General features: G+C 60.4%; 24 protein-coding genes and 1 tRNA gene. 21 read left to right on the top strand and 4 right to left on the bottom strand.

The genetic code is table 11. The features are described from left to right. Positions 1-92: 92 nt before the first annotated feature. Positions 93-1,349, bottom strand: coding sequence for a tyrosine--tRNA ligase (gene tyrS / locus AC4CWH_RS08470; protein ID WP_491321197.1), 1,257 nt, complete (start codon positions 1,347-1,349; stop codon positions 93-95). Between the two features lie 409 nt (positions 1,350-1,758). Between tyrS and AC4CWH_RS08465 the strand changes: the two genes are divergently transcribed. After that, positions 1,759-2,934 carry a GGDEF domain-containing protein gene (locus tag AC4CWH_RS08465; RefSeq protein WP_491321196.1) on the top strand — a complete coding sequence of 392 codons (1,176 nt, stop codon included), beginning with the start codon at positions 1,759-1,761 and terminating at the stop codon, positions 2,932-2,934. A gap of 72 nt (positions 2,935-3,006) precedes the next feature. Here AC4CWH_RS08465 and AC4CWH_RS08460 read toward each other — a convergent pair whose 3' ends face one another. Continuing rightward, a complete protein-coding gene (locus AC4CWH_RS08460) occupies positions 3,007-3,684 on the bottom strand; it encodes an alpha/beta hydrolase (protein ID WP_491281626.1) in 678 nt (225 codons plus the stop codon). Positions 3,685-3,895: 211 nt separating this feature from the next. Between AC4CWH_RS08460 and AC4CWH_RS08455 the strand changes: the two genes are divergently transcribed. The 10 genes from AC4CWH_RS08455 (at position 3,896) to sufA (ending at position 12,192) form a co-directional block, all read left to right on the top strand. Beyond that, positions 3,896-5,062 (top strand): cysteine desulfurase family protein, encoded by a 1,167-nt coding sequence (locus tag AC4CWH_RS08455; RefSeq protein WP_491321195.1) that lies wholly within the window; start codon positions 3,896-3,898, stop codon positions 5,060-5,062. Between the two features lie 163 nt (positions 5,063-5,225). Beyond that, positions 5,226-6,695 (top strand): Fe-S cluster assembly protein SufB, encoded by a 1,470-nt coding sequence (gene sufB, locus AC4CWH_RS08450; RefSeq protein WP_491321194.1) that lies wholly within the window; start codon positions 5,226-5,228, stop codon positions 6,693-6,695. 157 nt (positions 6,696-6,852) lie between these two features. After that, entirely contained in the window at positions 6,853-7,194 is a 342-nt protein-coding gene (locus AC4CWH_RS08445; protein ID WP_491321193.1) for a GIY-YIG nuclease family protein, read from the top strand. A gap of 108 nt (positions 7,195-7,302) precedes the next feature. Beyond that, positions 7,303-8,058: a Fe-S cluster assembly ATPase SufC gene (gene sufC, locus AC4CWH_RS08440; RefSeq protein ID WP_491321192.1), complete on the top strand. Its 756-nt coding sequence runs from the start codon at positions 7,303-7,305 to the stop codon at positions 8,056-8,058. Between the two features lie 24 nt (positions 8,059-8,082). After that, positions 8,083-9,357, top strand: a complete 1,275-nt coding sequence (gene sufD, locus AC4CWH_RS08435; protein ID WP_491321191.1) for a Fe-S cluster assembly protein SufD — start codon at positions 8,083-8,085, stop codon at positions 9,355-9,357. 110 nt (positions 9,358-9,467) lie between these two features. Continuing rightward, positions 9,468-10,688 carry a cysteine desulfurase gene (locus tag AC4CWH_RS08430; RefSeq protein ID WP_491321190.1) on the top strand — a complete coding sequence of 407 codons (1,221 nt, stop codon included), beginning with the start codon at positions 9,468-9,470 and terminating at the stop codon, positions 10,686-10,688. 10 nt (positions 10,689-10,698) lie between these two features. Next, positions 10,699-11,079, top strand: a complete 381-nt coding sequence (locus AC4CWH_RS08425) for an SUF system Fe-S cluster assembly protein (protein WP_491321189.1) — start codon at positions 10,699-10,701, stop codon at positions 11,077-11,079. A 45-nt stretch (positions 11,080-11,124) separates the two neighbouring features. Continuing rightward, the gene (locus AC4CWH_RS08420; protein ID WP_491321188.1) at positions 11,125-11,403 is read left to right on the top strand and encodes a ribbon-helix-helix domain-containing protein; all 279 of its coding nucleotides are present in this window, start codon (positions 11,125-11,127) and stop codon (positions 11,401-11,403) included. After that, positions 11,403-11,690 (top strand): type II toxin-antitoxin system RelE/ParE family toxin, encoded by a 288-nt coding sequence (locus AC4CWH_RS08415; protein WP_491321187.1) that lies wholly within the window; start codon positions 11,403-11,405, stop codon positions 11,688-11,690. Before AC4CWH_RS08420 ends, AC4CWH_RS08415 begins: the two co-directional genes overlap by 1 nt. A 109-nt stretch (positions 11,691-11,799) precedes the next feature. Continuing rightward, positions 11,800-12,192, top strand: a complete 393-nt coding sequence (sufA, locus tag AC4CWH_RS08410; RefSeq protein ID WP_491321186.1) for a Fe-S cluster assembly scaffold SufA — start codon at positions 11,800-11,802, stop codon at positions 12,190-12,192. Positions 12,193-12,280: 88 nt separating this feature from the next. Here sufA and AC4CWH_RS08405 read toward each other — a convergent pair whose 3' ends face one another. Next, positions 12,281-12,922 carry a GntR family transcriptional regulator gene (locus tag AC4CWH_RS08405; protein WP_491321185.1) on the bottom strand — a complete coding sequence of 214 codons (642 nt, stop codon included), beginning with the start codon at positions 12,920-12,922 and terminating at the stop codon, positions 12,281-12,283. Positions 12,923-13,200: 278 nt separating this feature from the next. Here AC4CWH_RS08405 and AC4CWH_RS08400 point away from each other — a divergent pair, with 278 nt between their 5' ends. From AC4CWH_RS08400 to AC4CWH_RS08380, 5 genes are all read left to right on the top strand, one after another. Next, entirely contained in the window at positions 13,201-13,461 is a 261-nt protein-coding gene (locus AC4CWH_RS08400) for a DUF2171 domain-containing protein (protein ID WP_491281614.1), read from the top strand. Between the two features lie 110 nt (positions 13,462-13,571). Further along, positions 13,572-13,647, top strand: a tRNA-Lys gene (locus tag AC4CWH_RS08395). A 143-nt stretch (positions 13,648-13,790) separates the two neighbouring features. Continuing rightward, complete coding sequence (locus tag AC4CWH_RS08390; RefSeq protein ID WP_491321184.1) at positions 13,791-13,943, top strand: hypothetical protein; 153 nt, start codon at positions 13,791-13,793, stop codon at positions 13,941-13,943. 157 nt (positions 13,944-14,100) lie between these two features. Next, positions 14,101-14,847, top strand: a complete 747-nt coding sequence (locus tag AC4CWH_RS08385; RefSeq protein WP_491321183.1) for a cytochrome c biogenesis CcdA family protein — start codon at positions 14,101-14,103, stop codon at positions 14,845-14,847. A gap of 45 nt (positions 14,848-14,892) precedes the next feature. After that, positions 14,893-15,855 carry an AEC family transporter gene (locus AC4CWH_RS08380; protein ID WP_491321182.1) on the top strand — a complete coding sequence of 321 codons (963 nt, stop codon included), beginning with the start codon at positions 14,893-14,895 and terminating at the stop codon, positions 15,853-15,855. Here AC4CWH_RS08380 and AC4CWH_RS08375 read toward each other — a convergent pair. After that, positions 15,820-17,034 carry a UbiH/UbiF family hydroxylase gene (locus tag AC4CWH_RS08375; RefSeq protein ID WP_491321389.1) on the bottom strand — a complete coding sequence of 405 codons (1,215 nt, stop codon included), beginning with the start codon at positions 17,032-17,034 and terminating at the stop codon, positions 15,820-15,822. The genes AC4CWH_RS08380 and AC4CWH_RS08375 overlap by 36 nt on opposite strands. A 209-nt stretch (positions 17,035-17,243) precedes the next feature. Here AC4CWH_RS08375 and pcsA point away from each other — a divergent pair, with 209 nt between their 5' ends. The 5 genes from pcsA (at position 17,244) to AC4CWH_RS08350 (ending at position 22,922) form a co-directional block, all read left to right on the top strand. After that, positions 17,244-17,978, top strand: a complete 735-nt coding sequence (gene pcsA / locus AC4CWH_RS08370) for a phosphatidylcholine synthase (protein WP_491281610.1) — start codon at positions 17,244-17,246, stop codon at positions 17,976-17,978. A gap of 151 nt (positions 17,979-18,129) precedes the next feature. Beyond that, complete coding sequence (locus AC4CWH_RS08365; protein WP_491321181.1) at positions 18,130-19,704, top strand: ABC transporter ATP-binding protein; 1,575 nt, start codon at positions 18,130-18,132, stop codon at positions 19,702-19,704. Continuing rightward, positions 19,694-20,884, top strand: a complete 1,191-nt coding sequence (locus AC4CWH_RS08360) for an ABC transporter permease (RefSeq protein WP_491321180.1) — start codon at positions 19,694-19,696, stop codon at positions 20,882-20,884. Before AC4CWH_RS08365 ends, AC4CWH_RS08360 begins: the two co-directional genes overlap by 11 nt. Beyond that, positions 20,881-21,801 carry an ABC transporter permease gene (locus tag AC4CWH_RS08355; RefSeq protein WP_491321388.1) on the top strand — a complete coding sequence of 307 codons (921 nt, stop codon included), beginning with the start codon at positions 20,881-20,883 and terminating at the stop codon, positions 21,799-21,801. The genes AC4CWH_RS08360 and AC4CWH_RS08355 overlap by 4 nt, the downstream gene beginning before the upstream one ends. A gap of 47 nt (positions 21,802-21,848) precedes the next feature. Next, positions 21,849-22,922, top strand: a complete 1,074-nt coding sequence (locus AC4CWH_RS08350; protein ID WP_491281607.1) for a BMP family ABC transporter substrate-binding protein — start codon at positions 21,849-21,851, stop codon at positions 22,920-22,922. Positions 22,923-23,046 lie beyond the last annotated feature (124 nt).

Genomic DNA, 23,046 nt, shown 5'->3' with positions numbered 1-23,046 from the left:
AACGTGAACGTTGCCGCCTATGCACGCGATGGAGAACGAAAAAGTCCGGCGCGAGGGCCGGACTTCTTGTTCTTTAAAGACGTTTTAGCCGATCAGGCCGGGCGCACCAGGATGTGCTTTTTCTTGCCCAGCGACAGCTTGATCACGCCATCACCGGTCACGTCGCCTGTACCGATCAGCTTGCGCTCGTCGGCGACCGGCTGGTCGTTGATGCGCACCGCACCGCCCTGCACATGACGGCGGGCTTCGCCGTTGGACGCGGCAAGGCCGGCCTTGACGATGAGGGCGAGCAGGCCGATGCCGGATTCCAGTTCTCCCGTAGCCACGTCGATCGACGGCAGGTTGTCTGAAAGCTGGCCTTCCTCGAAGGTCTTGCGTGCGGTTTCTGCCGATGCGTCCGCCGCGTCACGGCCGTGCAGGATTGCGGTCACTTCGGTCGCAAGGATCTTCTTTGCCTCGTTGATCTCCGAGCCACCGAGGCTTGCAAGCTTTGCGATCTCGTCCATGGGCAGGGTGGTGAACAGCTTGAGGAAACGGATCACATCGCCGTCTTCCGTGTTGCGCCAGTATTGCCAGAAGTCATAAACGGGCATCAGATCGGCATTCAGCCACACGGCGCCTGAGGCCGACTTGCCCATCTTGGCGCCGGACGAGGTCGTCAGAAGCGGCGAGGTGAGCGCGTAAAGCTGCGGCGTGCCCATGCGGTGGCCGAGATCGATGCCATTGATGATGTTGCCCCACTGGTCGGAGCCGCCCATCTGCAGCCGGCAGTCGTAACGCTGGTTCAACTCCACGAAGTCGTAGGCCTGCAGGATCATGTAGTTGAATTCGAGGAAGGACAGCGACTGCTCGCGGTCCAGCCGCGTTTTTACGCTGTCGAAGGACAGCATGCGGTTGACCGAGAAGTGACGGCCGACATCGCGCAGGAATTCGAGGTAGTTCAGCCCACGCAGCCATTCGGCATTGTTGATCATCAGGGCGCCGCCCTTCGGGCCGGAATCGTAGTTCAGGTAATGGGCAAAGCAGCGCTTGATCGAGGCGATATTCTCCTCGATCATCTCGATGGTCATCAGCTTGCGCGCTTCTTCCTTGAACGAGGGGTCGCCCACCATGCCCGTGCCGCCGCCCATCAGCGAGATCGGCTGGTGGCCGGTCTGCTGGAACCAGTGCAGCATCATGATCTGGGTAAGATGGCCGACATGCAGGCTGGAGGCCGTTGGATCGTAGCCGATATAGGCCGTGACCGTCTCCTTCGCCAGCAGGTCATCCAGCCCGGTTTCATCGGAAACCTGGTGGATGAAGCCGCGTTCATCGAGGGTGCGGAGGAAATCGGACTTGAACCTGGACATGATCTATCTCTGGCAGATGTTGCTTTTCACGATTGGCTTGTTTGCGTGCCGGGCCTCTAACACTCTTTGTCCGTGGAATCACTCCAAAAGTTGAAGTGCTCCTGGTTCGGTGCGGAGGACAAGCGGCCAGGCGCTGCGATTCTTTTATGAGCACGACTGGAAATTCCATTGTTTTGTGTGCGTTGCACATTGAAACGTGGCGATAATGCACTGTATCAAACAAAAGGCAGTGTCATCTTCTGCGCCGTGGCGATTGGCGAGCGCAGGGGGTGCGACGCTATGCCGGCCCTCGGGTGTCGCCTTGAGGTGGCTGCGGTCTACGGCAGCAAACAGAAGCATTCATGGTGTCCGGCCGTGGGTCTGTTCTATGGACGAAGGCGACGAAGACGATGGAGGAAGGACGAGGATGATGAACGGCGCCGACTTTTTCCTCGTCATGAATTTCTTCATCGCGATGTCTTTCGCCGTGGTGTTTATCGTGGTTTCCACCCGCAGCCGCTCGCGCGAGGCGGCTCGCTGGTTTGCTGCAGGTTTTGCCGTCGCGTCCTTGTCCGCACCCGCCGAACTTCTGGTTGCTCATACGCATTTCGTCTGGTTCGGCGCGTCACTTGCCTTCGTCACTGTGCTCGCCGGCCTCCTGCTGTTGCGCGTCGGGATCGGCAAGCTTTACGGCGCGCCGGCCGACGGGCGGATGCTGATCATCTTTTTTTGCGCAGCACTCGTCAGCGATGCGCTGATCTATCCGCTGCCGAGGGGAAGTATCGGCCATGCCTTCACCTACCAGATGCCCTTTGCCATTGCGCTTCTCTTCAGTGTTTTTGCGGTCCTGCGCTCGCCGTATCGGGCTGCCGTCGATCGGGCACTGCTGACACTGCTTATCGTCACCGCGGCACATTTTCCCGTGAAATCAGGTATTGCCGTGGTCGTGGGGGCCGGCGTGACGGCCAAGGACTATATCGGTTCCAATTACGCGCTGATCTCGCAGAGCATGACTGCCGTGCTCATGGTCATGACCGGTCTGATGCTGCTTGCCGTTCTTGTGCTGCAGATCATGGCGGATGAACGCACCAATTCCGAAGTGGATGCGCTGTCATCGCTCTTGAACCGGCGCGGTTTCGACAATCACTGCAGCCGGGTGCTGCAGCGCCTGCCCAATGGGCCGCACGCCTTGATCCTGTGCGATCTCGATCACTTCAAGAAAATCAACGATACCTACGGCCACCTGAGTGGTGATTCCGTCATCAGCCTGTTCGGTCAGCTGTTGAGCGCGAGCGCTCCCGAGGATGCCGTTATCGGGCGAATTGGTGGCGAGGAGTTTTGTGTGCTTCTGCCGGGGCAACAGGCCGATGCGGCGCTGATGCTGGCGCAGGCGCTGCGTGGCTCTTTTGCCCTGCAGGCCGTGCCTGGCCTGCCGCCGGTGTTTCGGGCAACCGCGAGTTTCGGCGTCACGACCTTCAGTTCTGCCGCAGACCTGTCGACGGCGTTGCGCCACGCAGACCGTGCGCTTTACGAGGCCAAGGAGGCCGGGCGCAACTGCGTGCGCCTGTATCGCCAGCACACGCCGATATCGCTCACACTCGTCTGACCAGCCCCCCAAATGCCAAACGGCCCCGCAGGGCCGTTTGATGATCGAGATTTCGAAGAGGACCTAAAACCTTCAGCGGATACGCTTGGCGGCCGGTTCCGGCACCAGTTCGCCGTTCAGGCGACGGTCGAGGTAATCCTCGCATTCGGCCATCAGCGGCTCCACCTTGCCATTGAAGAAATGGTTGGCGCCTTCGACGATGCGGTGGGTGATGAGAATACCCTTCTGCGTCTTCAGCTTTTCCACGAGGCCGTTCACATCCTTTTCCGGTGCCACCTTGTCGCCGTCGCCATTGATGATCAGGCCGGACGACGGGCAGGGGGCAAGGAACGAGAAGTCATAGATGTTCGGCTGCGGCGCAATCGACATGAAACCTTCGATTTCCGGGCGGCGCATCAGAAGCTGCATGCCGATCCAGGCGCCAAAGGAATAACCGGCGACCCAACAGCTCTTGGAGTCGGGATGCAGGCTCTGCACCCAGTCGAGCGCCGATGCCGCATCCGACAACTCGCCGGCGCCGTGGTCGAATTCGCCCTGGCTGCGGCCGATGCTGCGGAAGTTGAAGCGCAGCGTCGTGAAGCCACGCTTCTGGAACATGTAGAAGAGTTGGTAGACGATCTGGTTGTTCATCGTGCCGCCGAACTGCGGATGCGGATGCAGGATGATGGCGATCGGTGCGCTCTTTTCCTTGGAGGGCTGGTAACGTCCTTCGAGGCGGCCCGCAGGGCCGTTGAAAATCACTTCGGGCATCGGTACTCCGGTCAGCTTTTTGATGTTTCCAGCTGTTTCATGATGGCTTTGACTTGACGAAGTCGCTCATCTTTTCTAGAAACAGTTTAGAACCATTCGAAAGTGGGCTGGCATGTGCCACCCAGTTGGTCGTCTCATACGGCATGCGCGGCGAAAATTTCAAGGAAAATGCGTCGCGCATGCAGATCTAGACCGGGAAGCTCTGCAGGCAATGGCCATGGCGCGCACATATCTGGATTGGAATGCGACGGCGCCGCTCAGCGATGCGGCCAGATGCGCCATGCTGGATGCCTATCTTTTGCCCGGCAACCCCTCCTCGGTGCATGCCGAGGGCCGTGCTGCCCGCGCCGGCATGGACCGCGCCCGCCGTCAGGTGGCAGCTCTCGTCGGTGCCGATCCCCAGCATGTGACCTTTACCAGCGGGGCGACGGAAGCTGCCAATCTGGCGCTGACGCCGGATTACCGCATGGGCCGCGCGCCGCTTGTCGTCGGGCATTTTTATGCCTCCGCCATCGAGCACCCGGCTGTTCGCGAAGGCGGACGTTTTGCCGTGGATCAGGTGAGCGAGATTGCCGTGACGTCGAAAGGCGTGGTCGATCTGTCCGCCCTTGAGGCAGTCCTTGCGGAGCACGATGCGGCAAAGGGCCTGCCCATGGTGGCGGTGATGCTTGTCAACAACGAGACGGGCGTGATCCAGCCGGTGGCGGATGTGGCGAAGCTGGTGCATGCCAAGGGCGGGCTTCTGATGGTGGATGCCGTGCAGGCAGCAGGCCGCATCCCTGTCGATATCGGGGCGCTGGATGCCGACTTCCTCATTCTGTCCTCGCACAAGATCGGAGGCCCGAAGGGTGTCGGGGCTCTGGTGGCGCGTGGCGAGGTGATGATGCCCAAACCGCTGATCCGGGGCGGCGGACAGGAGAAGGGGCATCGTTCCGGCACGGAAAATTTTCCGGGTATCCTGGGCTTTGGTGCGGCGGCCGAACGGATGGTTGCCGATCTCGATTCGCGAAATGCCGGCATTGCGGAATTGCGCGCCATTCTGGAGACCGGCATGGCCGAGGCGGCACCTGACGTGATCATCCACGGCGCCGACGTGGCGCGGGTCGCCAATACGACGTTTTTCACTCTGCCGGGCCTCAAATCCGAGACGGGCCAGATTGCCTTTGACCTCGAAGGTGTGGCGCTTTCGGCAGGCTCCGCCTGCGCATCCGGAAAACTCGGTCAGAGCCATGTGCTGGCGGCCATGGGATGCGATCCGGGTCTTGGCGCGCTGCGGATATCGCTTGGCCCTGATACGACGCGGGAAGACATGACTAAGGCGCTTGTTGCCTTCGAGAGAATTGCCGGGCGGCGCAGGCTGCCCGGACAGGCCGCATAAAGCGGGCGGCTTGCGCAGACGCAAACTCTGCGTAATTGCGCAAACGCAAAATTTGCTTGCCAAAAGGTGTGAAAACCGCCTTCTGGCGCCTACATAGAGGCGGACCCCCGCCACGACCGACAAGCTGCCGGACCCTTGATTCCGGCGAGATTGGAGAATGAACATGGCTGCTGTGCAGGAGACGATCGATCAGGTCCGCCTGATTGATGTGGATCAGTACAAGTATGGCTTCGAAACCGTTATCGAAGTCGACAAGGCTCCAAAGGGCCTTTCCGAAGAGATCATCCGCTTCATATCCGCCAAGAAGCAGGAGCCGGAGTGGATGCTGGAATGGCGTCTCGACGCCTATCGCCGCTGGCTGACGATGGAAGAGCCCACCTGGGCGCGCGTCGATTACCCGAAGATCGATTTCAGCGACCTGTATTATTATGCCGCGCCGAAGACGACGCCTGGCCCGACCTCGCTTGAAGACGTCGATCCGGAACTCTTGAAGGTTTATGAGAAGCTCGGCATTCCCCTGCGGGAACAGGAAATCCTCGCCGGCGTTGAAAAGCCGCGCGTGGCGGTTGACGCCGTGTTCGATTCGGTTTCCGTCGTCACCACCTTCAAGAAGGAACTGGCCAAGGCTGGCGTGATCTTCATGTCGATCTCCGAAGCCGTTCGCGAATATCCGGAGCTGGTGAAGAAATATCTCGGCTCCGTCGTGCCGACCACCGACAATTATTACGCAACGCTGAATGCGGCGGTCTTCACGGACGGCTCCTTCGTCTTCGTGCCGAAGGGCGTTCGTTGCCCGATGGAATTGTCGACGTATTTCCGCATCAACGAAAAGAACACCGGCCAGTTCGAGCGCACGCTGATCATCGCCGAAGAGGGCGCCTATGTGTCCTATCTCGAGGGCTGCACGGCGCCGCAGCGCGATGAAAACCAGCTGCATGCGGCCGTGGTCGAACTGGTCGCGCTTGACGACGCCGAGATCAAGTATTCGACGGTGCAGAACTGGTATCCGGGCGATGCGCAGGGCAAGGGCGGCATCTACAATTTTGTCACCAAGCGCGGCGATTGCCGTGGTGACCGTTCCAAGATCTCCTGGACGCAGGTGGAAACCGGTTCGGCCATCACCTGGAAATACCCGAGCTGCATTCTGCGCGGCGACGACAGCCGCGGCGAATTCTATTCGATCGCCGTCTCCAACGGCCATCAGCAGATCGACAGCGGCACCAAGATGATCCATCTCGGCAAGAACACGTCGAGCCGTATCGTCTCGAAGGGCATTGCCGCCGGGGTGTCGCAAAACACCTATCGCGGCCAGGTTTCGGCGCATCGCAAGGCCACCAACGCCCGCAACTTCACCCAGTGCGACTCGCTTCTGATCGGTGACCGCTGCGGCGCCCATACCGTGCCCTATATCGAGGCAAAAAATTCGTCTGCCCAGTTCGAGCACGAGGCGACCACGTCGAAGATTTCGGAAGACCAGCTGTTCTATTGCCTGCAGCGCGGCATTCCGACGGAAGCGGCGATTGCGCTGATCGTCAACGGCTTCGTCAAGGAAGTCATTCAGGAACTGCCGATGGAGTTTGCCGTGGAAGCGCAGAAGCTGATCGGGATTTCGCTGGAAGGGTCTGTCGGCTGATTTTGAAAGTCGTCATCCTCGGGCTTGTCCCGAGGATCTACCGACGAAACTGTGAGTTCTGCGTTACGACAGGAATGCGGTGGGCCATGAACGGAGCGGCGGAGTAAACCTAGCAGATCCTCGGGACAAGCCCGAGGATGACGAAAGGGCGCCTGGCATGACAGGCTTCGTCTACATGATGTCGGACAAGCCTCGTGGGGTCATATACACCGGCGTCACCAGTGACATTCATGGACGTGTTTGGGAACACCGCAATGAGATCCACAAGGGATTTACCGAGCGCTACAAGGCAAAGCTATTGGTTTGGTTTGAACGGCACCCGAATATTGTTCTGGCTATCCAGCGGGAGAAATCGCTGAAACGGTACAACAGGGAGTGGAAGATCAAGTTGATCGAGGGGATGAACCCGACATGGTTGGATTTTTTCGAAAAGATCGATGAGATCGATAACGCCTACGTACCACATCGGAATACGACGAAATGGTCTGACTACAATTGAGTAGCAGGCAGATCCTCGGGTCAAGCCCGAGGATGACGGTACAAGCGCCAAGATGGCGCAGATGGTAACAAGCGGCCCTTGAACCGCTTTTGGACAGGACGACGAAAAATGCTTGAGATCAGAAACCTGCACGCCCGCATCGCCGAAGATGGCACCGAAATCATCCGTGGCCTGAACCTCACCGTGAAGGCGGGCGAAGTGGCGGCTATCATGGGCCCCAACGGATCGGGCAAGTCGACGCTGTCCTATATCCTATCCGGCCGCGAGGACTATGAAGTCACCGAGGGCGAGATCCTCTATAACGGCGAAAGCATTCTGGAACTCGACCCGGCCGAGCGTGCCTCCAAGGGCATTTTCCTGGCCTTCCAGTATCCGGTGGAAATCCCGGGCGTTGCCACGATGCAGTTCCTCAAGGTTGCGATGAACGAGCAGCGCAAGGCGCGCGGTGAAGCGGAACTGACGACGCCGGATTTCATCCGCCGCGTCAAGGAAGCTGCTGCCGAACTGAAGATCAACCCTGACATGCTGAAGCGCCCGCTCAATGTCGGTTTCTCCGGCGGTGAAAAGAAGCGCGCCGAAATTCTGCAGATGGCCCTGCTCGAGCCGCAACTCTGCGTGCTCGACGAGACGGATTCGGGCCTTGATATCGATGCGCTGAAGATCGTTGCCGATGGCGTCAACGCGCTGCGTTCACCCGATCGTGCCGTCATCGTCATTACCCATTACCAGCGCCTGCTCGATTACATTGTGCCGGATACGGTCCATGTTCTCTACAAGGGCCAGATCATCCGTACCGGTGACAAGAGCCTGGCGCACGAACTGGAAGCCAATGGCTATGCCGACATCATCGGTGAAGCGGCGTAAGGCGCCAGTAAGAGGAGTCTTGCCATGAACATGCAGACGACAAGCCGGCAGACCGCCGCCGAATCTGCGCTGATCGAGGCCTACAATGCCCAGCTGGGTGACCTGCCCGGCAATGGCGCGGTGATCAGCGCCCGCGACCGCCTGGTCGACGACCTGAAGACCAACGGGTTTCCGACGCGCCGCGTCGAGGCCTGGCATTATACGGACCTGAAGACGCTGCTGCGCGCCATCCCGGCTGCAGTGCCGGCCGCCGTGAGCGATACACCGGAACCGCTGGTGGAGGGATCTGCCGTCATCACCACCCGCCACGGCCATGCCGACCCTAAGGTCAGCATCAGCGACGTGCTGGTGAATGCGTTTTCCGACATGCTGTCGGAAGGCACGGCCGCGCCTGGCCTTTCGGTGATCGACCGTGACGACACGATCGGCAAGATCAACGGTTCTTTTGTCCGCGATGGCTTCGTGCTGGAATTTCCAGCCGGTGCCCAGATCGAAAAGCCGGTGGAAATCCAGGTCCTGCATGGCGATGGACAGGTGCATACGCGCTTTCCGGTCAGCTTCGGTGCCGGATCCAGGGCAACCGTGATCGAGCGGCATCTGCCAACCGGCAAGGGCGATGCCTTCGTTACCTCCGTCAGCGATATCTCGCTGGAGGACGGCGCCGATGTGACCTGGATCATCCTGCAGCAGCAGGGCGCATCCGATACGCATCTTGGCCAGTTGCGGGTGCGCGTCGGCTCCAATGCAAAACTGCGGCTCTACGTCATCAATGCCGGTGGCAAGCTGGTGCGCCAGGAGTTGCGCATTGACGTGGCCGGTGAAGGCTCGGACCTGCAGTTGCGCGGCGTCAACCTTCTCGGTGGCGAGACGCATACCGATGTGACGCTGGTTCTCGGCCACCATGTGCCCAACACCACGTCTACGGAAATTTTCCGCAACGTGGTGTTCGATCGCGCCCGGGGCGTGTTCCAGGGCATGATCAAGGTGGCGCTCGATGCGCAAAAGACCGATGCCCGCATGGCCTGCAACACACTTCTGATGTCGGATGAAGCCGAGTTTTCGGCAAAGCCGGAGCTGGAAATCTTTGCCGACGACGTGCAGTGCGGCCATGGCGCAACCGTTGCCGATATCGATGCCAACCATCTCTATTACCTGATGGCGCGCGGCGTGCCGCGCAACAAGGCACGTGCCATGCTGGTCAACGCTTTCGTTGCCGAAATCGTCGAGGAACTGGAAGACGAGCAGCTTGTCGAGGCGCTGGAAGCCATTATTTCCAGCTGGCTCGAAAAGCACGCCTGATCAGACCGATGCTCCGGCGCCCATTGCCGGAGCATCGCATCGTGACGTTTTTCGCCCCTTTGACCTGCGGCATCCGCAGGAACGGCGGGCAAGCACAGAGATCACCGCCTATGGCCTATGATGTCGAAGCAATCCGCCGGGATTTTCCGATCCTCTCCACCATGGTCCATGGCAAGCCGCTGGTCTATCTGGACAATGGTGCCTCGGCGCAGAAGCCGAAAAGCGTGATCGACGCCATTTCGCATGCCTATTCGGCTGAATATGCCAATGTGCATCGCGGCCTGCATTATCTCTCTAATGCGGCGACGGAAGCCTATGAATCCTCGCGCGAAAAGGTGCGGCGCTTCCTGAACGCGCCGACCGTTGACGAGATCGTTTTTACCAAGAACTCCACGGAAGCCATCAATACGGTTGCCTATGGCTGGGCCATGACGCACCTGAAGGAGGGCGACGAGATCGTTCTGTCGATCATGGAGCATCACTCCAACATCGTGCCCTGGCATTTCTTGCGCGAGCGGCAGGGCGTCAAGCTGGTCTGGGTGCCCGTGGACGAGGACGGCGCCTTCCATCTGGAAGATCTGGAAAACTGCCTGACGGAAAAGACACGGCTGATTGCGATCACCCAGATGTCCAATGCACTCGGCACTGTCGTGCCGATCAAGGATGTCTGCCGCGTGGCGCATGAGCGCGACATTCCGGTTCTGGTCGATGGCAGCCAGGGTGCTGTTCATATGCCCGTCGACGTGCAGGATCTCGGCTGCGACTGGTATGTGATGACCGGCCACAAACTGTACGGTCCCTCCGGCATCGGCGTGCTCTATGGCAAGACGGAACGCCTGTTTGCGATGCGCCCCTTCCAGGGCGGCGGTGAGATGATCATCGACGTGGACCAGGATTTCGTCACCTATAACGACCCGCCGCACCGTTTCGAGGCCGGCACGCCACCCATCGTGCAGGCAATTGGTCTTGGTTATGCGCTCGACTATATCGAAAGCATCGGCCGTGCCGAGATTGCCGCCCACGAGGCGGATCTTGCAGCCTATGCCACCGAGCGTTTGACGGCGATCAACTCGTTGCGCATCATAGGCAATGCGCCGGGCAAGGGTGCGATTTTTTCGTTCGAGCTTGCCGGCATTCACGCGCATGATGTGTCGATGGTCATCGACCGCAAGGGTGTGGCCGTGCGTGCTGGCACCCATTGCGCCATGCCGCTCTTGAAACGCTTCGGCGTGACCTCCACTTGCCGTGCATCCTTTGCGATGTACAACACGCGCGCCGAAGTGGACGCGCTGGCCGATGCGCTCGATTACGCGCGAAACTTCTTTGCCTGAGGATTTTGCCATGGCTATCGACGAACCAGAACTGAAATGGGATGCCCGCGAGGGGCTGATCCAATCTGCCATTCCGCAGGAGGAACTGGCGCGCCTGTCCGACGACGTCATTTCGGCGCTGAAGACGGTCTACGATCCGGAAATCCCCGCCGATATCTTTGAACTCGGGCTGATCTACAAGATCGACATCGAAGATGACCGCATGGTGAAGATCGTCATGACGCTGACCGCGCCGGGTTGCCCGGTGGCCGGTGAAATGCCGGGCTGGGTGGAAAATGCCATCGGCGCCGTCGAAGGTGTGTCCGGCGTCGAGGTCTCGATGACGTTCGATCCGCCGTGGACGCCCGAGCGCATGTCGGAAGAGGCGCAGGTGTCCGTCGGCTGGTATTGAGGGCGGCGATGCGCTAATCTCGTGTCCGAAGCGGAGAGACCTTTTATGGCGCGCGCACACACCATTCGTATCGAGCTTTCGCCAGACATGAGCGAATTGGTTGAGAGCGTCGTGCAGTCAGGCGACTTCCAATCGCCGGACGAGGTGGTTGCAGCGGCGCTGACGCAGTGGAAGGTCCAGAGGCTGCTTTCAAGTTTTGTACCCGGCGAGCTTCAGGCACTTTTGCAGGAAGGCCTCGACAGCGGCGAACCCATCGACGGCGATAAGGCGTTTGCCGAAATCGAAGACGAGTTGGAACTCTATATCGCCGCAAAAGCACGTTGATGGTCCTGATCATCCGCCCCAGGGCGAAGCAGGACATTTTACGCGCCGCGCAGTATATCGCGGATTTCAACCCGGCAGCAGCCAGACAGTGGCGGCACTCCATTCAAGCGACCTGCCGGGCACTTTCGGATATGCCCGGCATGGGGCACCATGTGAGTGTCCTGCCGGATGACATCAGGATGTTCAGCAGGGGCAGTTACCTGATTTTCTTCGTGGTGGACGAGGACAAGGTCGACATCGTCCGCGTTCTCCATGCTGCCCGAGACTGGACGAAGTTGATCACCTGACGATGGCTACGCCCGGGATAGGCTTCTTGATTGAAATCGCCGTGGCGCCTACATTGACGGAAGAAAACCGCCGGGCCTTGACCCCGGTTGTGTGAAGGAGAATGAGCCGATGGGCTTTGCAGTGATGACCATGACCGATTCCGCCGCAGATCGCGTGAAGGCGATCGTTGACAATTCCGGACCTCAGGCGCTCGGCATCCGTGTCGGCATCAAGAAGGGCGGATGCGCCGGTATGGAATACACGATCGATCTGGTGACCGAGCCGAATGCCAAGGACGACCTGATCGAGCATGGCGGAGCAAAGGTCTGGGTTGAGCCGTCGGCCGTGCTTTATCTTCTCGGCACGCAGATGGATTTTGAGATCACCAAGATGCGCTCCGGTTTTACCTTCAACAATCCGAACCAGACGTCTGCCTGCGGCTGCGGCGAATCGGTGGAACTGAAGCCTGCCGATCTGGCAGCACTTGCCAAGGAAAGGGCAGGGCAGGCGCCTTCGGCCTGAGGACCTATATCGCGCGCCGATCTTTTGGCGCGCCGGGATGCGGGGCGATTGCCGCCCTTGCTGCTCACTCTCCTCGACATCTCCGACGTCAGGCGGAGTGAGAAAGATCATCCAGCAACTTTTCCGTGGCGGCAGCGGCGCCTGCGGCATCCTTTCGCCCGATGGCGCGGATGACCCCGACATGCAGGCTCACCGACCGGTCCATCGCCTCTACGGTTGCGGTGGAAAACCAGAGGCGCCGCGAATGGCTGCGCAAAGGCGCAAGCGCGCCGGTGACGAAACGGTTGGGGCAGGCTTCTTCCACGATATCGTCGAATCGTTTGTCTGCTGCCAGAAACCCGGCCATGTCCGCGGTGGCCGCGGCGGCACTCATATCGCGGGCGCAGTCCACCAGCCGTTCGCGCTGACGGTCATCGGCATGGGTGGCGACGAGCGCTGCCGCCAGCGGTTCCAGCCTGCATCGCACGGTCATGATGTCGGCATGGTCGGACGCGGCGATGTCGCTGATCTGTAGCCCGACGCGCGGACGCACCAGCATCAGCCCTTGCCATTCCAGTTTCTGGATCGCCTCGCGCACCGGCGTTCGGCCGTGGCCTGACACGTCGATCAGGTGCTTTTCCGTCACATATACGCCGGGCGCCAGATGCAGCATGACGATCATCTGCTCCAGGACGCGGTAGGCCTGGCGTGCCAGCGAGTCGGAAAGCGAAGGTGTATCGAAGGTTTCCATCGTGTAGCTGATATATCAGATAGCCAGCGCACGCAATCCGACCCTGATGGTCGCTGATATATCAGATTGTTCTCGGGACGGCCCGGATCTCTGTTCTGAACGGCGCATACGGGGCACTACGGCTGAACGGCGTGAGGAGACTAGCCGGTGTGCGGCAACTGCGGTGCGCGATGTGTTTTCAGCGTATGTCCGACAGCGCATGCGCCGGCTGCGATCGCCATGCATCCTTTCCAGCAGCCAGGCGTTGACCAGTATCGAATTCAAACATGGAGATGGTCATGATCGAGGCAGAACGCATCCAGGAACATGCAAAGGTCATCGGTGCCGATGGCATTCCTGTCGGAACGGTGGATCGTGTGGAAAACGGCCGAATCAAACTCACCAAGCGCGACAGCGGCGAAGGCAGCCATGAAGGGCACCATCATTTTATCCCGCTCTCGCTGGTCGCCTATGCCGATGAGGGCGTGGTGCGGCTTTCGTCCAATGGTTCGGTTTCGGTGTCCTACGAGCAGGAAGAAAACGGCAGCAATGCCCATTGAGGCATGGGGCTGTTGAAACATGCCAAATTTTCGCCTTTCGCGGGTTGACCGCGGGGGGCGACCTGCCTATGTTCCGCGCACTTTCGAAGGGCAGCCAAAGCCCTTTTCGGGAGAGCGTAGCTCAGCCGGTAGAGCAACTGACTTTTAATCAGTAGGTCCAGGGTTCGAACCCCTGCGCTCTCACCACTTTCCAGATTTTTCTCGAAAGCTTCAACCTCTTGCACTGCGGATGTGGTGTCTTCACTTTTCCAGTTTCCAGTTTCCAGTTTCCAGTTTCCAGTTTCCAGTTGCGCCATAATTTTGCCACCGCCTAGCCCGAGCCATGTGGCATGCGTGTCCAATATTTCCTGATCGCCTTTCTGCTGAGTATGATCATGTGGGTGCTGTCGTTTGACGCAGCCCGCGATGCCTATCATGCCGCCAAATATGCGCATGTGATCCCGAACGAGCATATCCGGGCTCGGCTGTCGCATATTCTATAGGCCCAATGGCTAGGTCGAACATCACGCCCGAGGCGCCGGCGCGGTGCTCGCTTGTACTTGTCCCTCCGCACACTTTTGCGCGACGGGCGTGATAGGTCATTGGCAGACGGGGCTGAGCCTGCTTTAGGAAGAGGCTGATGCGGATGCGGAGAGTGCCTTGTCGATTGCCGAAATATCGCTGTTCAGCGCCCTGATCGCCGGCGCCCTGTCGTTCCTGTCGCCTTGCGTGCTGCCGCTGGTGCCGCCTTACCTCTGTTATATGGCGGGCGTGTCTGTCGATCAGTTTCGCGGCGAGGCGAAGGTGGAAACGCTCTCCGTGCGGCGGGCAGTGCTGTTGTCGTCGCTCTTCTTCACGCTTGGCTTTGCAACTGTGTTCATTGCGCTGGGCGCCGGTGCCACGACCATTGGCGTGCTGCTGCGCCAGCATATTGATCTCCTGGCCAAGGTCGGCGGCGTGATCATCATCATCATGGGCCTGAATTTTCTCGGGCTGTTTCGCATCGGCCTGTTTTCGCGTGAGGCGCGGTTCCAGTCGGGCGGAAAGCCGGCAACCGTCTCCGGCGCCTATGTGATGGGCCTCGCCTTTGCCTTTGGCTGGACGCCCTGCATCGGCCCGGTGTTGGGCGCGATCCTCGGCGTTGCCGCCTCGCGCCAGACGGTGGGGGATGGCGCGCTGCTTCTTGCCATCTATTCGCTCGGGCTTGCCGTTCCATTCTGGATTGCGGCCGCATTTTCCGGGGCCTTCATGCGCTTTCTGACGCGATTCCGTCGCCATCTCGGCCTGGTGGAGAAGCTGATGGGCGCCTTCCTGGTATTGACCGGCCTTGCCTTCATCTTCGGTTTTGTCAGCGACATGGCGATCTGGTTTCAGCAGAGCTTTCCAATCCTCATGCAAATCGGCTAAGCGAGACCTTGCCCCATCGGACCGCTGCCGGGGCGGAGGGTTGAGATGACTGCCATTCTTGCTTTGCTGCTTCCGTTTTTCGGGCTGATTCTCATCGGCTATATCGCGGCAAAGGCAAGCGGGCAGGGCGCCGAGGCGCTGGGCTGGATGAACACGTTCATCGTTTATGCGGCGCTGCCGGCGCTGTTTTTCAAGCTTGTCTCACGCACGCCGATTGAAGATCTGACAAGGGTGGATTTCATTGTCACGCAGTTGGTGGCCGTCTATGCGGTCTATGCGCTGGTGTTTGCCTTCGGCTTTTTCATCCGCAAGGCCGGCACGGCGGCCTCCACCATCCAGGCCTTTGGCGGCGCCTATGGCAATATCGGTTATATGGGGCCTGGGCTTGCGCTGCTGGTCCTCGGCGATACGGTCTCGGTGCCCGTGGCGCTCATCGTCTGCTTTGAGAACGCCATGCATTTCATCGTAGCCCCCGCCATGATGGCGCTTGCCGGCGGTGACAGACGCCCGCCATTGGCACTCGCTTTCGACGTGCTGCGCAAGGTGGCGCTGCATCCGTTCATCCTGTCCACCGCGGCCGGCTTTCTGGTGGCCGCACTTGGCGTTCAGCCGCCGCTTGCCGCCATGCGGCTGGTGGATTACCTGGCGCAGGCGGCCGCCCCATGCGCGCTGTTTGCCATGGGCGTGACGCTTGCCTTGCGGCCGCTGACGCGCATTCCAGCGGAAATCGGTGTGATTGCCGTGGCAAAGCTCGTCGCTCTGCCGGCCGTCGTTTATCTGGCGCTGACAGCCGTGGGCGGCATCGAGCCGTCGTGGATCCAGGCGGCCGTTCTGCTGGCGGCCCTTCCGACAGCAACCAATGTCTTCGTCATCAGCCAGCATTATGGCGTCTGGCAGGAGCGGGCCTCGGCAACGGTGCTCATCACGACAGTTCTTTCCATCGCCACGCTGCCGGTGGTGCTTTATCTCATCTCATCCGGTTTTCTTGGAGCCGAAGGGATGCCGTAGGGTCTGTGCAAATTCGCGCAGGCTGCGGCCAGGCTCTATGCCTTCGCGCATCAGCACGTTGCGCAGTGGCCCGATGGCGGTCAGCATGTGGAGACCCGCGGCGCGTGCCACCTGCATCGGCAAAAAATCCGACAGCAGCGAGCGGTTGAGAAGATCGACGCCGAAGGTGCGGGTCATGATGTCGGGCCGGCGGTGACGGTTGAAGCGGTCGCCGGTATCGGCGGCAATCGCCCGGGTGCCATCCGTCTTCAGAAGGTCCGCCAGCTCCATCACATCGCGCAGCGACAGGTTGAGGCCCTGCGCACCAATCGGCGGGAAGGCATGCGCCGCTTCGCCGATGAGCGCGATACGGCCCTTTCCAAAACGGTCCGACATCAGGCTCGACAGCGGCCAGGATTCGACACCCTCTTCCACTGTCACCTTGCCGAGCATGGATTGCATGCGCTGCTCCAACTCCTGCGACAGCACGTCGAGAGGCAGGGAAAGAAGCCGCTCGGCTTCCGCGGGCTTTACCACCCAGACAAGGCTGGAGCGGCTGCCGGGAAGCGGCACCTGCGTGAAGGGACCGGTTTCGGTGTGAAACTCGGTGGAGACATTGCCATGCGGCTGCTCATGGGAAAAATTGAGGACGACGGCGGTCTGTGGATAGGCCCAACGGCGCGTGCCGATGCCGGCATTTTCCCGCACGGTGGAGGATCGTCCGTCCGCGCCGACCACAAAAGCAGTCTCAAGCGTTTCGCCGCTGGAAAGCGTCAAAACGGCGCGGTCACCCGGCAGGTCGAGATGCGCGAGGCTTGCATCGACCCGCGTGACGTTCTGTTCAGCGGAAAGTGCCTCGCCGAGCACTGCCATCAGCGCGCGGTTGGGAATGTTATAGCCGAAAGCCAAAAGCCCGAGGTCGGCGGCGCGAAACTGCGCGGGCGGTGCGCGAAACAACCGCTTGGTGCCATCCAGGATCTGCATGGTCGACAAGGCGGAGGCATCCGGCGCAATTTTCTCCCACAGGCCAAGGCTGTCCATGAACCGCACCGATTGATCCATCAGCGCCGTCGTGCGCCGGTCCTGCCGGGTGGTCTGCGGTGCAACCAGCGCCACCTTGCGGCCGGCGCGGGCGAGCGCAAGCGCTGCCACAGACCCCGCCAGACCCTCACCCACAACTGCGATGTCGAACTCGTTCATGGCCTCGATCTTCTTCATGTCCAATGCCGCTTGCGGCCTACCCGAAAACGCGGTGTCCAGACCCGTTAAAGGGACATTGTCGCGCGCTTCCTATTTAGGCAAACTTGTAACACTTATCCATGGGCGTCCTCCGTTTGCGACGCAGATGTTGCAATGCGCGCCGATTGGCCGCATATCAGCCCTTCGATTTTTAAGCTCCGGAGCAGGGCGTGATCAGGCGAATCTTCAATTACCGCAAAGTGCCCTATGCCGAGATCCGGGCGTTTTCGGTGCATGTGCTGACCGCATCCGGGTCGTTCCTCGCCTTTCTCGGCGTGGTGGCGGCGGCAGAACACCGGTTCGTCGACATGTTCTGGTGGCTGGGGCTTGCGCTTCTGATCGATGGCATCGATGGGCCGATTGCCCGCAAGGTGCGCGTCAAGGAAGTGCTGCCCAACTGGTCGGGCGATACGCTCGACAACATCATCGACTACGTCACCTATGTCCTGCTGCCGGCCTTTGCGCTTTACCAGAGCGGCATGATCGGCGAGACCTGGTCCTTTGTGGCGGCTGGCATGATCGTCGTCTCCAGCGCCATCTATTACGCCGATACGGGCATGAAGACGGACGAATATTTCTTCTCCGGCTTCCCTGTCGTCTGGAACATGGTCATCCTCACCCTTTTTGTCATCGAGGCAAGCGAGATCACGGCGTTGATCGTGGTGATGGTGTCGGTGTTCTTCACCTTCCTGCCGATCAATTTCCTGCATCCGGTGCGCGTGAAACGGCTGCGGCGGCTCAATCTCGGCATCTTCCTGCTGTGGTGCGCTCTGTCGGCCTATTCGCTGCTTTTGCATTTCGAATCGCCCGCCTGGCTGGTCTGGGGCGTGGTGGTGACGGGCCTTTATCTTTATGCGGTGGGCGGTGTGCTGCAACTTTTTCCAAACCTTGGGAAATCCAAGTAAAGCGCCGGGAAAGCTGGACTTTCCTGTTGTGCGCGGCACCAAAACGAGTATCAATCTAGTCAAGCGCCGGGAGTGAACGGCAAACACAGGACACTTTGGCAGCCATCAAAACCTCGCAGAAGGTGGGCGCGAGGTGCATGAGGGGATGCGAGTGAGTGAAGCGCAGGTTCCGGAGGCGGCAACGCTTCTGAAGGTCCGGGGACTAACCAAATATTTCGGAAGTTTTGCTGCCTGTAACGGCATTGACCTGTCGATTGCTCCGGGCGAGATCCATGCCCTGCTCGGCGAAAACGGCGCCGGTAAATCCACCCTCGTCAAGATGCTGTTCGGCGTTCTGCAGCCGAGCGACGGTGAGATCGTCTGGGGCGGCAAGCCGGTCACCATCCAGTCGCCCGGCCATGCAAGAACGCTCGGCATCGGCATGGTCTTCCAGCATTTCTCGCTGTTCGAGGCGCTGACGGTTGCCGAAAATATCGCGCTCTCGCTCGATCCTAAAATCCCGCTGACAAAGATTGCCGAAGAGGCGAAAAACCTGTCGCGCGCCTATGGCCTGCCGCTCGATCCGAAGGCGCATGTGGCCGATCTGTCGGTTGGCGAGCGCCAGCGGATCGAAATCGTGCGCGCGCTGCTGCAGAACCCCAAGCTGATCATTCTGGATGAACCGACGTCTGTGCTGACGCCGCAGGAGGCCGACCGGCTGTTCGAGACGCTGTTCAAGCTGAAGGCCGAGGGGCGCTCGGTGCTTTATATCAGCCACCGGCTGGAAGAGGTGCAGCGCATCTGCGACCGCGCAACCGTGCTGCGTCACGGCAAGGTGACAGGCGCCTGCGATCCCAGACAGGAAACGCCGGGCTCGCTTGCGCGCATGATGGTGGGATCTGATGTCGCCGGTGTCGAACGCGCGGCTGACACGCCGCTGGGTGACGTGCTGGTGGATGTGAAGAACCTTGCCGTTCCCGCCCGCACGCCGTTTGCGATCACGCTGTCGGGCATTTCCATGCAGGTGCGTGCCGGTGAAATCCTGGCCATTGCAGGCGTTGCGGGCAACGGGCAGGGAGAATTGTTCGATGCCCTCTCGGGGGAATATCCTGTCGCAGACGATGACGCGATCATGCTTTGTGGAAAACCGGTCGGGCGCAAGGGTATCAACGGGCGCCGGCTGCTGGGGGCAGGTTTTGTGCCGGAAGAACGCCACGGCCATGCCGCGGTCTCCGACATGGCGCTTTCCGACAATCTTCTGCTGTCGCGCAGCCAGTCCGACCGCAAGACATTTTTGTCGGGCGGTCTTGCCAATGTCATCCGCCATGACGTGATCCGCTCGATCGCGAAACGTATTTGTGGCGAGATGGATGTGCGCAAGAGCGGGGATAATCCGCCCGCCGGTTCGCTGTCGGGCGGCAATCTGCAAAAGTTCATCATCGGCCGCGAACTGGACCGCAAGCCGCAAGTCCTCATCGTCAACCAGCCGACCTGGGGTGTCGATGCAGGCGCTGCGAGCCGCATCCGTCAGGCGCTGGTGGATCTTGCCCGGGCAGGCTCTGCCGTCGTGGTGATCAGCCAGGATCTCGACGAGATTTTCGAGGTGGCAACCAGCATTGCGGTGATTTCCGAGGGGCGCATGTCGCGCCCTTATGCGGCGAGCGAACTGACCCTTGAAAAGATCGGCCTGCTGATGGGCGGCGTTCATGATTCCACCAGCCGTCGGGAGGCCGTCCATGCGCATTGAACTGGAACGGCGCGCCAGCGCATCCGGCCTGTTTTCCGTCGTATCACCGCTGCTGGCGCTGGCGCTGACGCTTCTGGCTGGCGCGTTGATGTTTTTCTTCACGCTGAAGGAAAATTTGCTGGCTGATTTCACACAGCTTGTTTCCCATCCTGTTGCCACTTTAGAGTTTGCTATCAAGCATCCGGTGCTAACATTTCACTATTTTGCTGACATTCCCGGCCACGCGCTCTACAGCTTCTTCATCGATCCGCTGCTGGAAGTGTGGTCACTGCATGAACTGGCGATCAAGGCAGCCCCGCTGATCCTCATCGCGGTTGGCCTGTCCGTCTGTTATCGCTCCAACAACTGGAATATCGGCGCCGAGGGACAGTTCACCATCGGTGCCATCTGCGGCTCGATCCTGCCGGTCATGGTGCCGCAGTGGCATTCGCCGATGGTGCTGCCGCTCATGTTGTTGATGGGCATGCTGGGGGGCGCGCTCTACGCTGGTATCCCGGCGCTCCTGAAGACCCGCTTCAACACCAACGAAATCCTGACCAGCTTGATGCTGGTCTATATCGCCCAGCTGTTCCTGGATTGGCTGACGCGCGGCCTGTGGCGCGATCCAAAGGGCTTCAATTTTCCGCAGACGGTGAGCTTTGCGCCGGAAGCGGTGCTGCCGGAACTGCTGGAATCGGGCCGTGCCCATTGGTCGATCGTCTTTGCACTCGTGGCTGCCGTCGCCATCTGGTTCATGATGCGCTTCATGCTGAAAGGCTTTGAAGTGACGGTTCTCGGGCGCTCGGAGCGGGCAGGGCGGTTTGCCGGCTTTTCGGCGCGGCGCATGGTGTGGTTTTCGATGATGCTGTCGGGGGCACTTGCCGGTCTTGCCGGCATCTCCGAAGTCTCCGGTTCCATCGGCCACCTGCAGCCGAGCATTTCGCCCGGTTACGGCTTTACCGCCATCATCGTTGCCTTTCTGGGACGCCTCAATCCACTGGGTATCATTGCGTCCGGCTTCGTGCTGGCACTCACCTATCTCGGCGGCGAGGCAGCGCAGCTGTCCATCGGCGTGTCGGACAAGGTCACGCGGGTGTTCCAGGGCCTTTTGCTGTTTTTCGTGCTCTCCTGCGACACGCTGATTCTCTACCGCGTGCGCCTGGTCTTCGGCGCCGGCCGCAATGTTGAAGCGAGGTCCTGACGATGTTTGAAGCCATTCTTCTGACCATCGTTACGGCCGCCACGCCGCTGGTGATTGCCGCCGTCGGCGAACTGGTCACCGAACGGGCCGGCGTGCTCAACCTCGGCGTCGAGGGCATGATGATCATGGGCGCGGTCTGCGCCTTTGCGGGCTCCTACCTCACCGGCGTACCGCTTCTCGGCGTGCTCTGCGGCATATTGGGTGGGGCGGCGTTTTCGCTTCTCTTCGGTTTCCTGACGCTGACACTGGTGGCAAACCAGGTGGCGACGGGGCTTGCGCTGACTTTGCTCGGGCTTGGCCTCTCCGGCCAGATCGGCGAAAGTTTCGTCGGCATTCCCGGCGTCAAGCTGCAGCCGATCGTGTTTCCGATCCTCTCGGACATCCCCTTCATTGGCCGCCTGCTGTTTGCGCAGGACATCACGTTCTACCTCTCGATTGCGCTCGTCATCGGCGTCCACTGGTTCCTGTTCAAGAGCCGCACGGGCCTGAAAATGCGCGCCATCGGCGACAATCACGGTTCGGCCCATGCGCTCGGCATCCATGTGGTGCGCACGCGCTATCTGGCGGTGATGTTCGGTGGCGCCTGTGCCGGTCTTGCCGGCGCGCAGCTGTCGCTCGTCTACACGCCGCAATGGGTGGAGAACATGGCAGCAGGTCGCGGCTGGATTGCGCTGGCGCTCGTGGTGTTTGCCTCCTGGCGGCCGTGGCGGGTTCTGGCCGGCGGCTATATCTTTGGGGCGGTCGGCATCCTGCAATTGCATGCGCAGGCGCTCGGCATCGGTGTGCCCTCGCAATTTCTCTCGATGCTGCCTTACGCCGTGACTATTGTCGTTCTCATCGTGATCTCGCATAATCGCCGCACAACGCTCATCAATACGCCGGCTTGCCTGGGGAAACCCTTCGTTCCGGACCGCTGAGGCGGCACCATCCATACCGTAGCTTCGAGCCAAACAGGGGTTGTACAATGAAGAAGCTGATTATCGCACTCGCCGCCACGGCTGCCACGCTGGGCAGTTTTACCGTGGGCGCTGAGGCGCAGGAAAAAACCAAGGTGTGTTTCATCTATGTCGGCACCAAGACTGATGGCGGCTGGACGCAGGCGCATGACATCGGCCGCCAGGAGCTGCAGAAGGCGCTCGGCGACAAGATCGAAACGCCGTATCTGGAAAGCGTGCCGGAAGGCCCCGATGCCGAACGTGCTATCGAGCGCATGGCCCGTTCCGGCTGCGCTCTCGTCTACACCACGTCCTTCGGCTTCATGGATGCGACCGTGAAGGTTGCGGCAAAGTTCCCGAAGGTGAAGTTCGAGCACGCCACCGGCTTCAAGGCGGCGGAAAACCTCGCCACCTACAATTCGCGTTTCTACGAAGGCCGTTATATCCAGGGCCAGATCGCCGCGAAAATGTCGAAGAAGGGTGTGGCCGGCTACATCGCCTCCTTCCCGATCCCGGAAGTCGTCATGGGCATCAACGCTTTTGAACTCGGCGCTAAGTCGGTCAATCCGGAATTCAAGCTGAAGGTCGTCTGGGCCAACACCTGGTTCGACCCGGGCAAGGAAGCCGATGCCGCCAAGGCTCTGATCGACCAGGGCGTCGACGTGATGACGCAGCACACCGACACGACGGCTCCGATGCAGGTTGCCGCCGAGCGTGGCATCATGGCCTTCGGCCAGGCCTCCGACATGATTGCTGCCGGCCCGAAGACGCAGCTGACCGCCATCGTCGACACCTGGGGCGCCTATTACATCAAGCGCACCAAGGCGCTTCTGGACGGCACCTGGAAGTCGGAACAGATCTGGGACGGCCTGAAGGACGGCATCCTGACCATGGCGCCCTACACCAACATGCCCGATGACGTGAAGGCGATGGCGGAAGAAACCGAAGCCAAGATCAAGTCCGGCGAACTGCATCCCTTCACTGGCCCGATCAACAAGCAGGACGGTTCGCCCTGGCTGAAGGCTGGCGAAAAGGCTGAAGACGGCGTGCTGCTCGGCATGAATTTCTACGTGCAGGGCGTCGACGACAAGCTGCCGCAGTAAAGCATCGTGACGACGGCTCGGCTTTGGGGCCGGCTGTCGAACAGGAATGCGAAGGGCGCCACCGTGGCGCCCTTTTTGCATTTTGTCGCAATGGCAGAGGCTGATGCGGCGGCTTGATGCACTG

The organism is Neorhizobium sp. PAMB6716, assembly GCF_058242805.1.
Note: the sequence above shows the minus strand (reverse complement) of the source record. Positions and strands in the feature narration are given on the sequence as shown.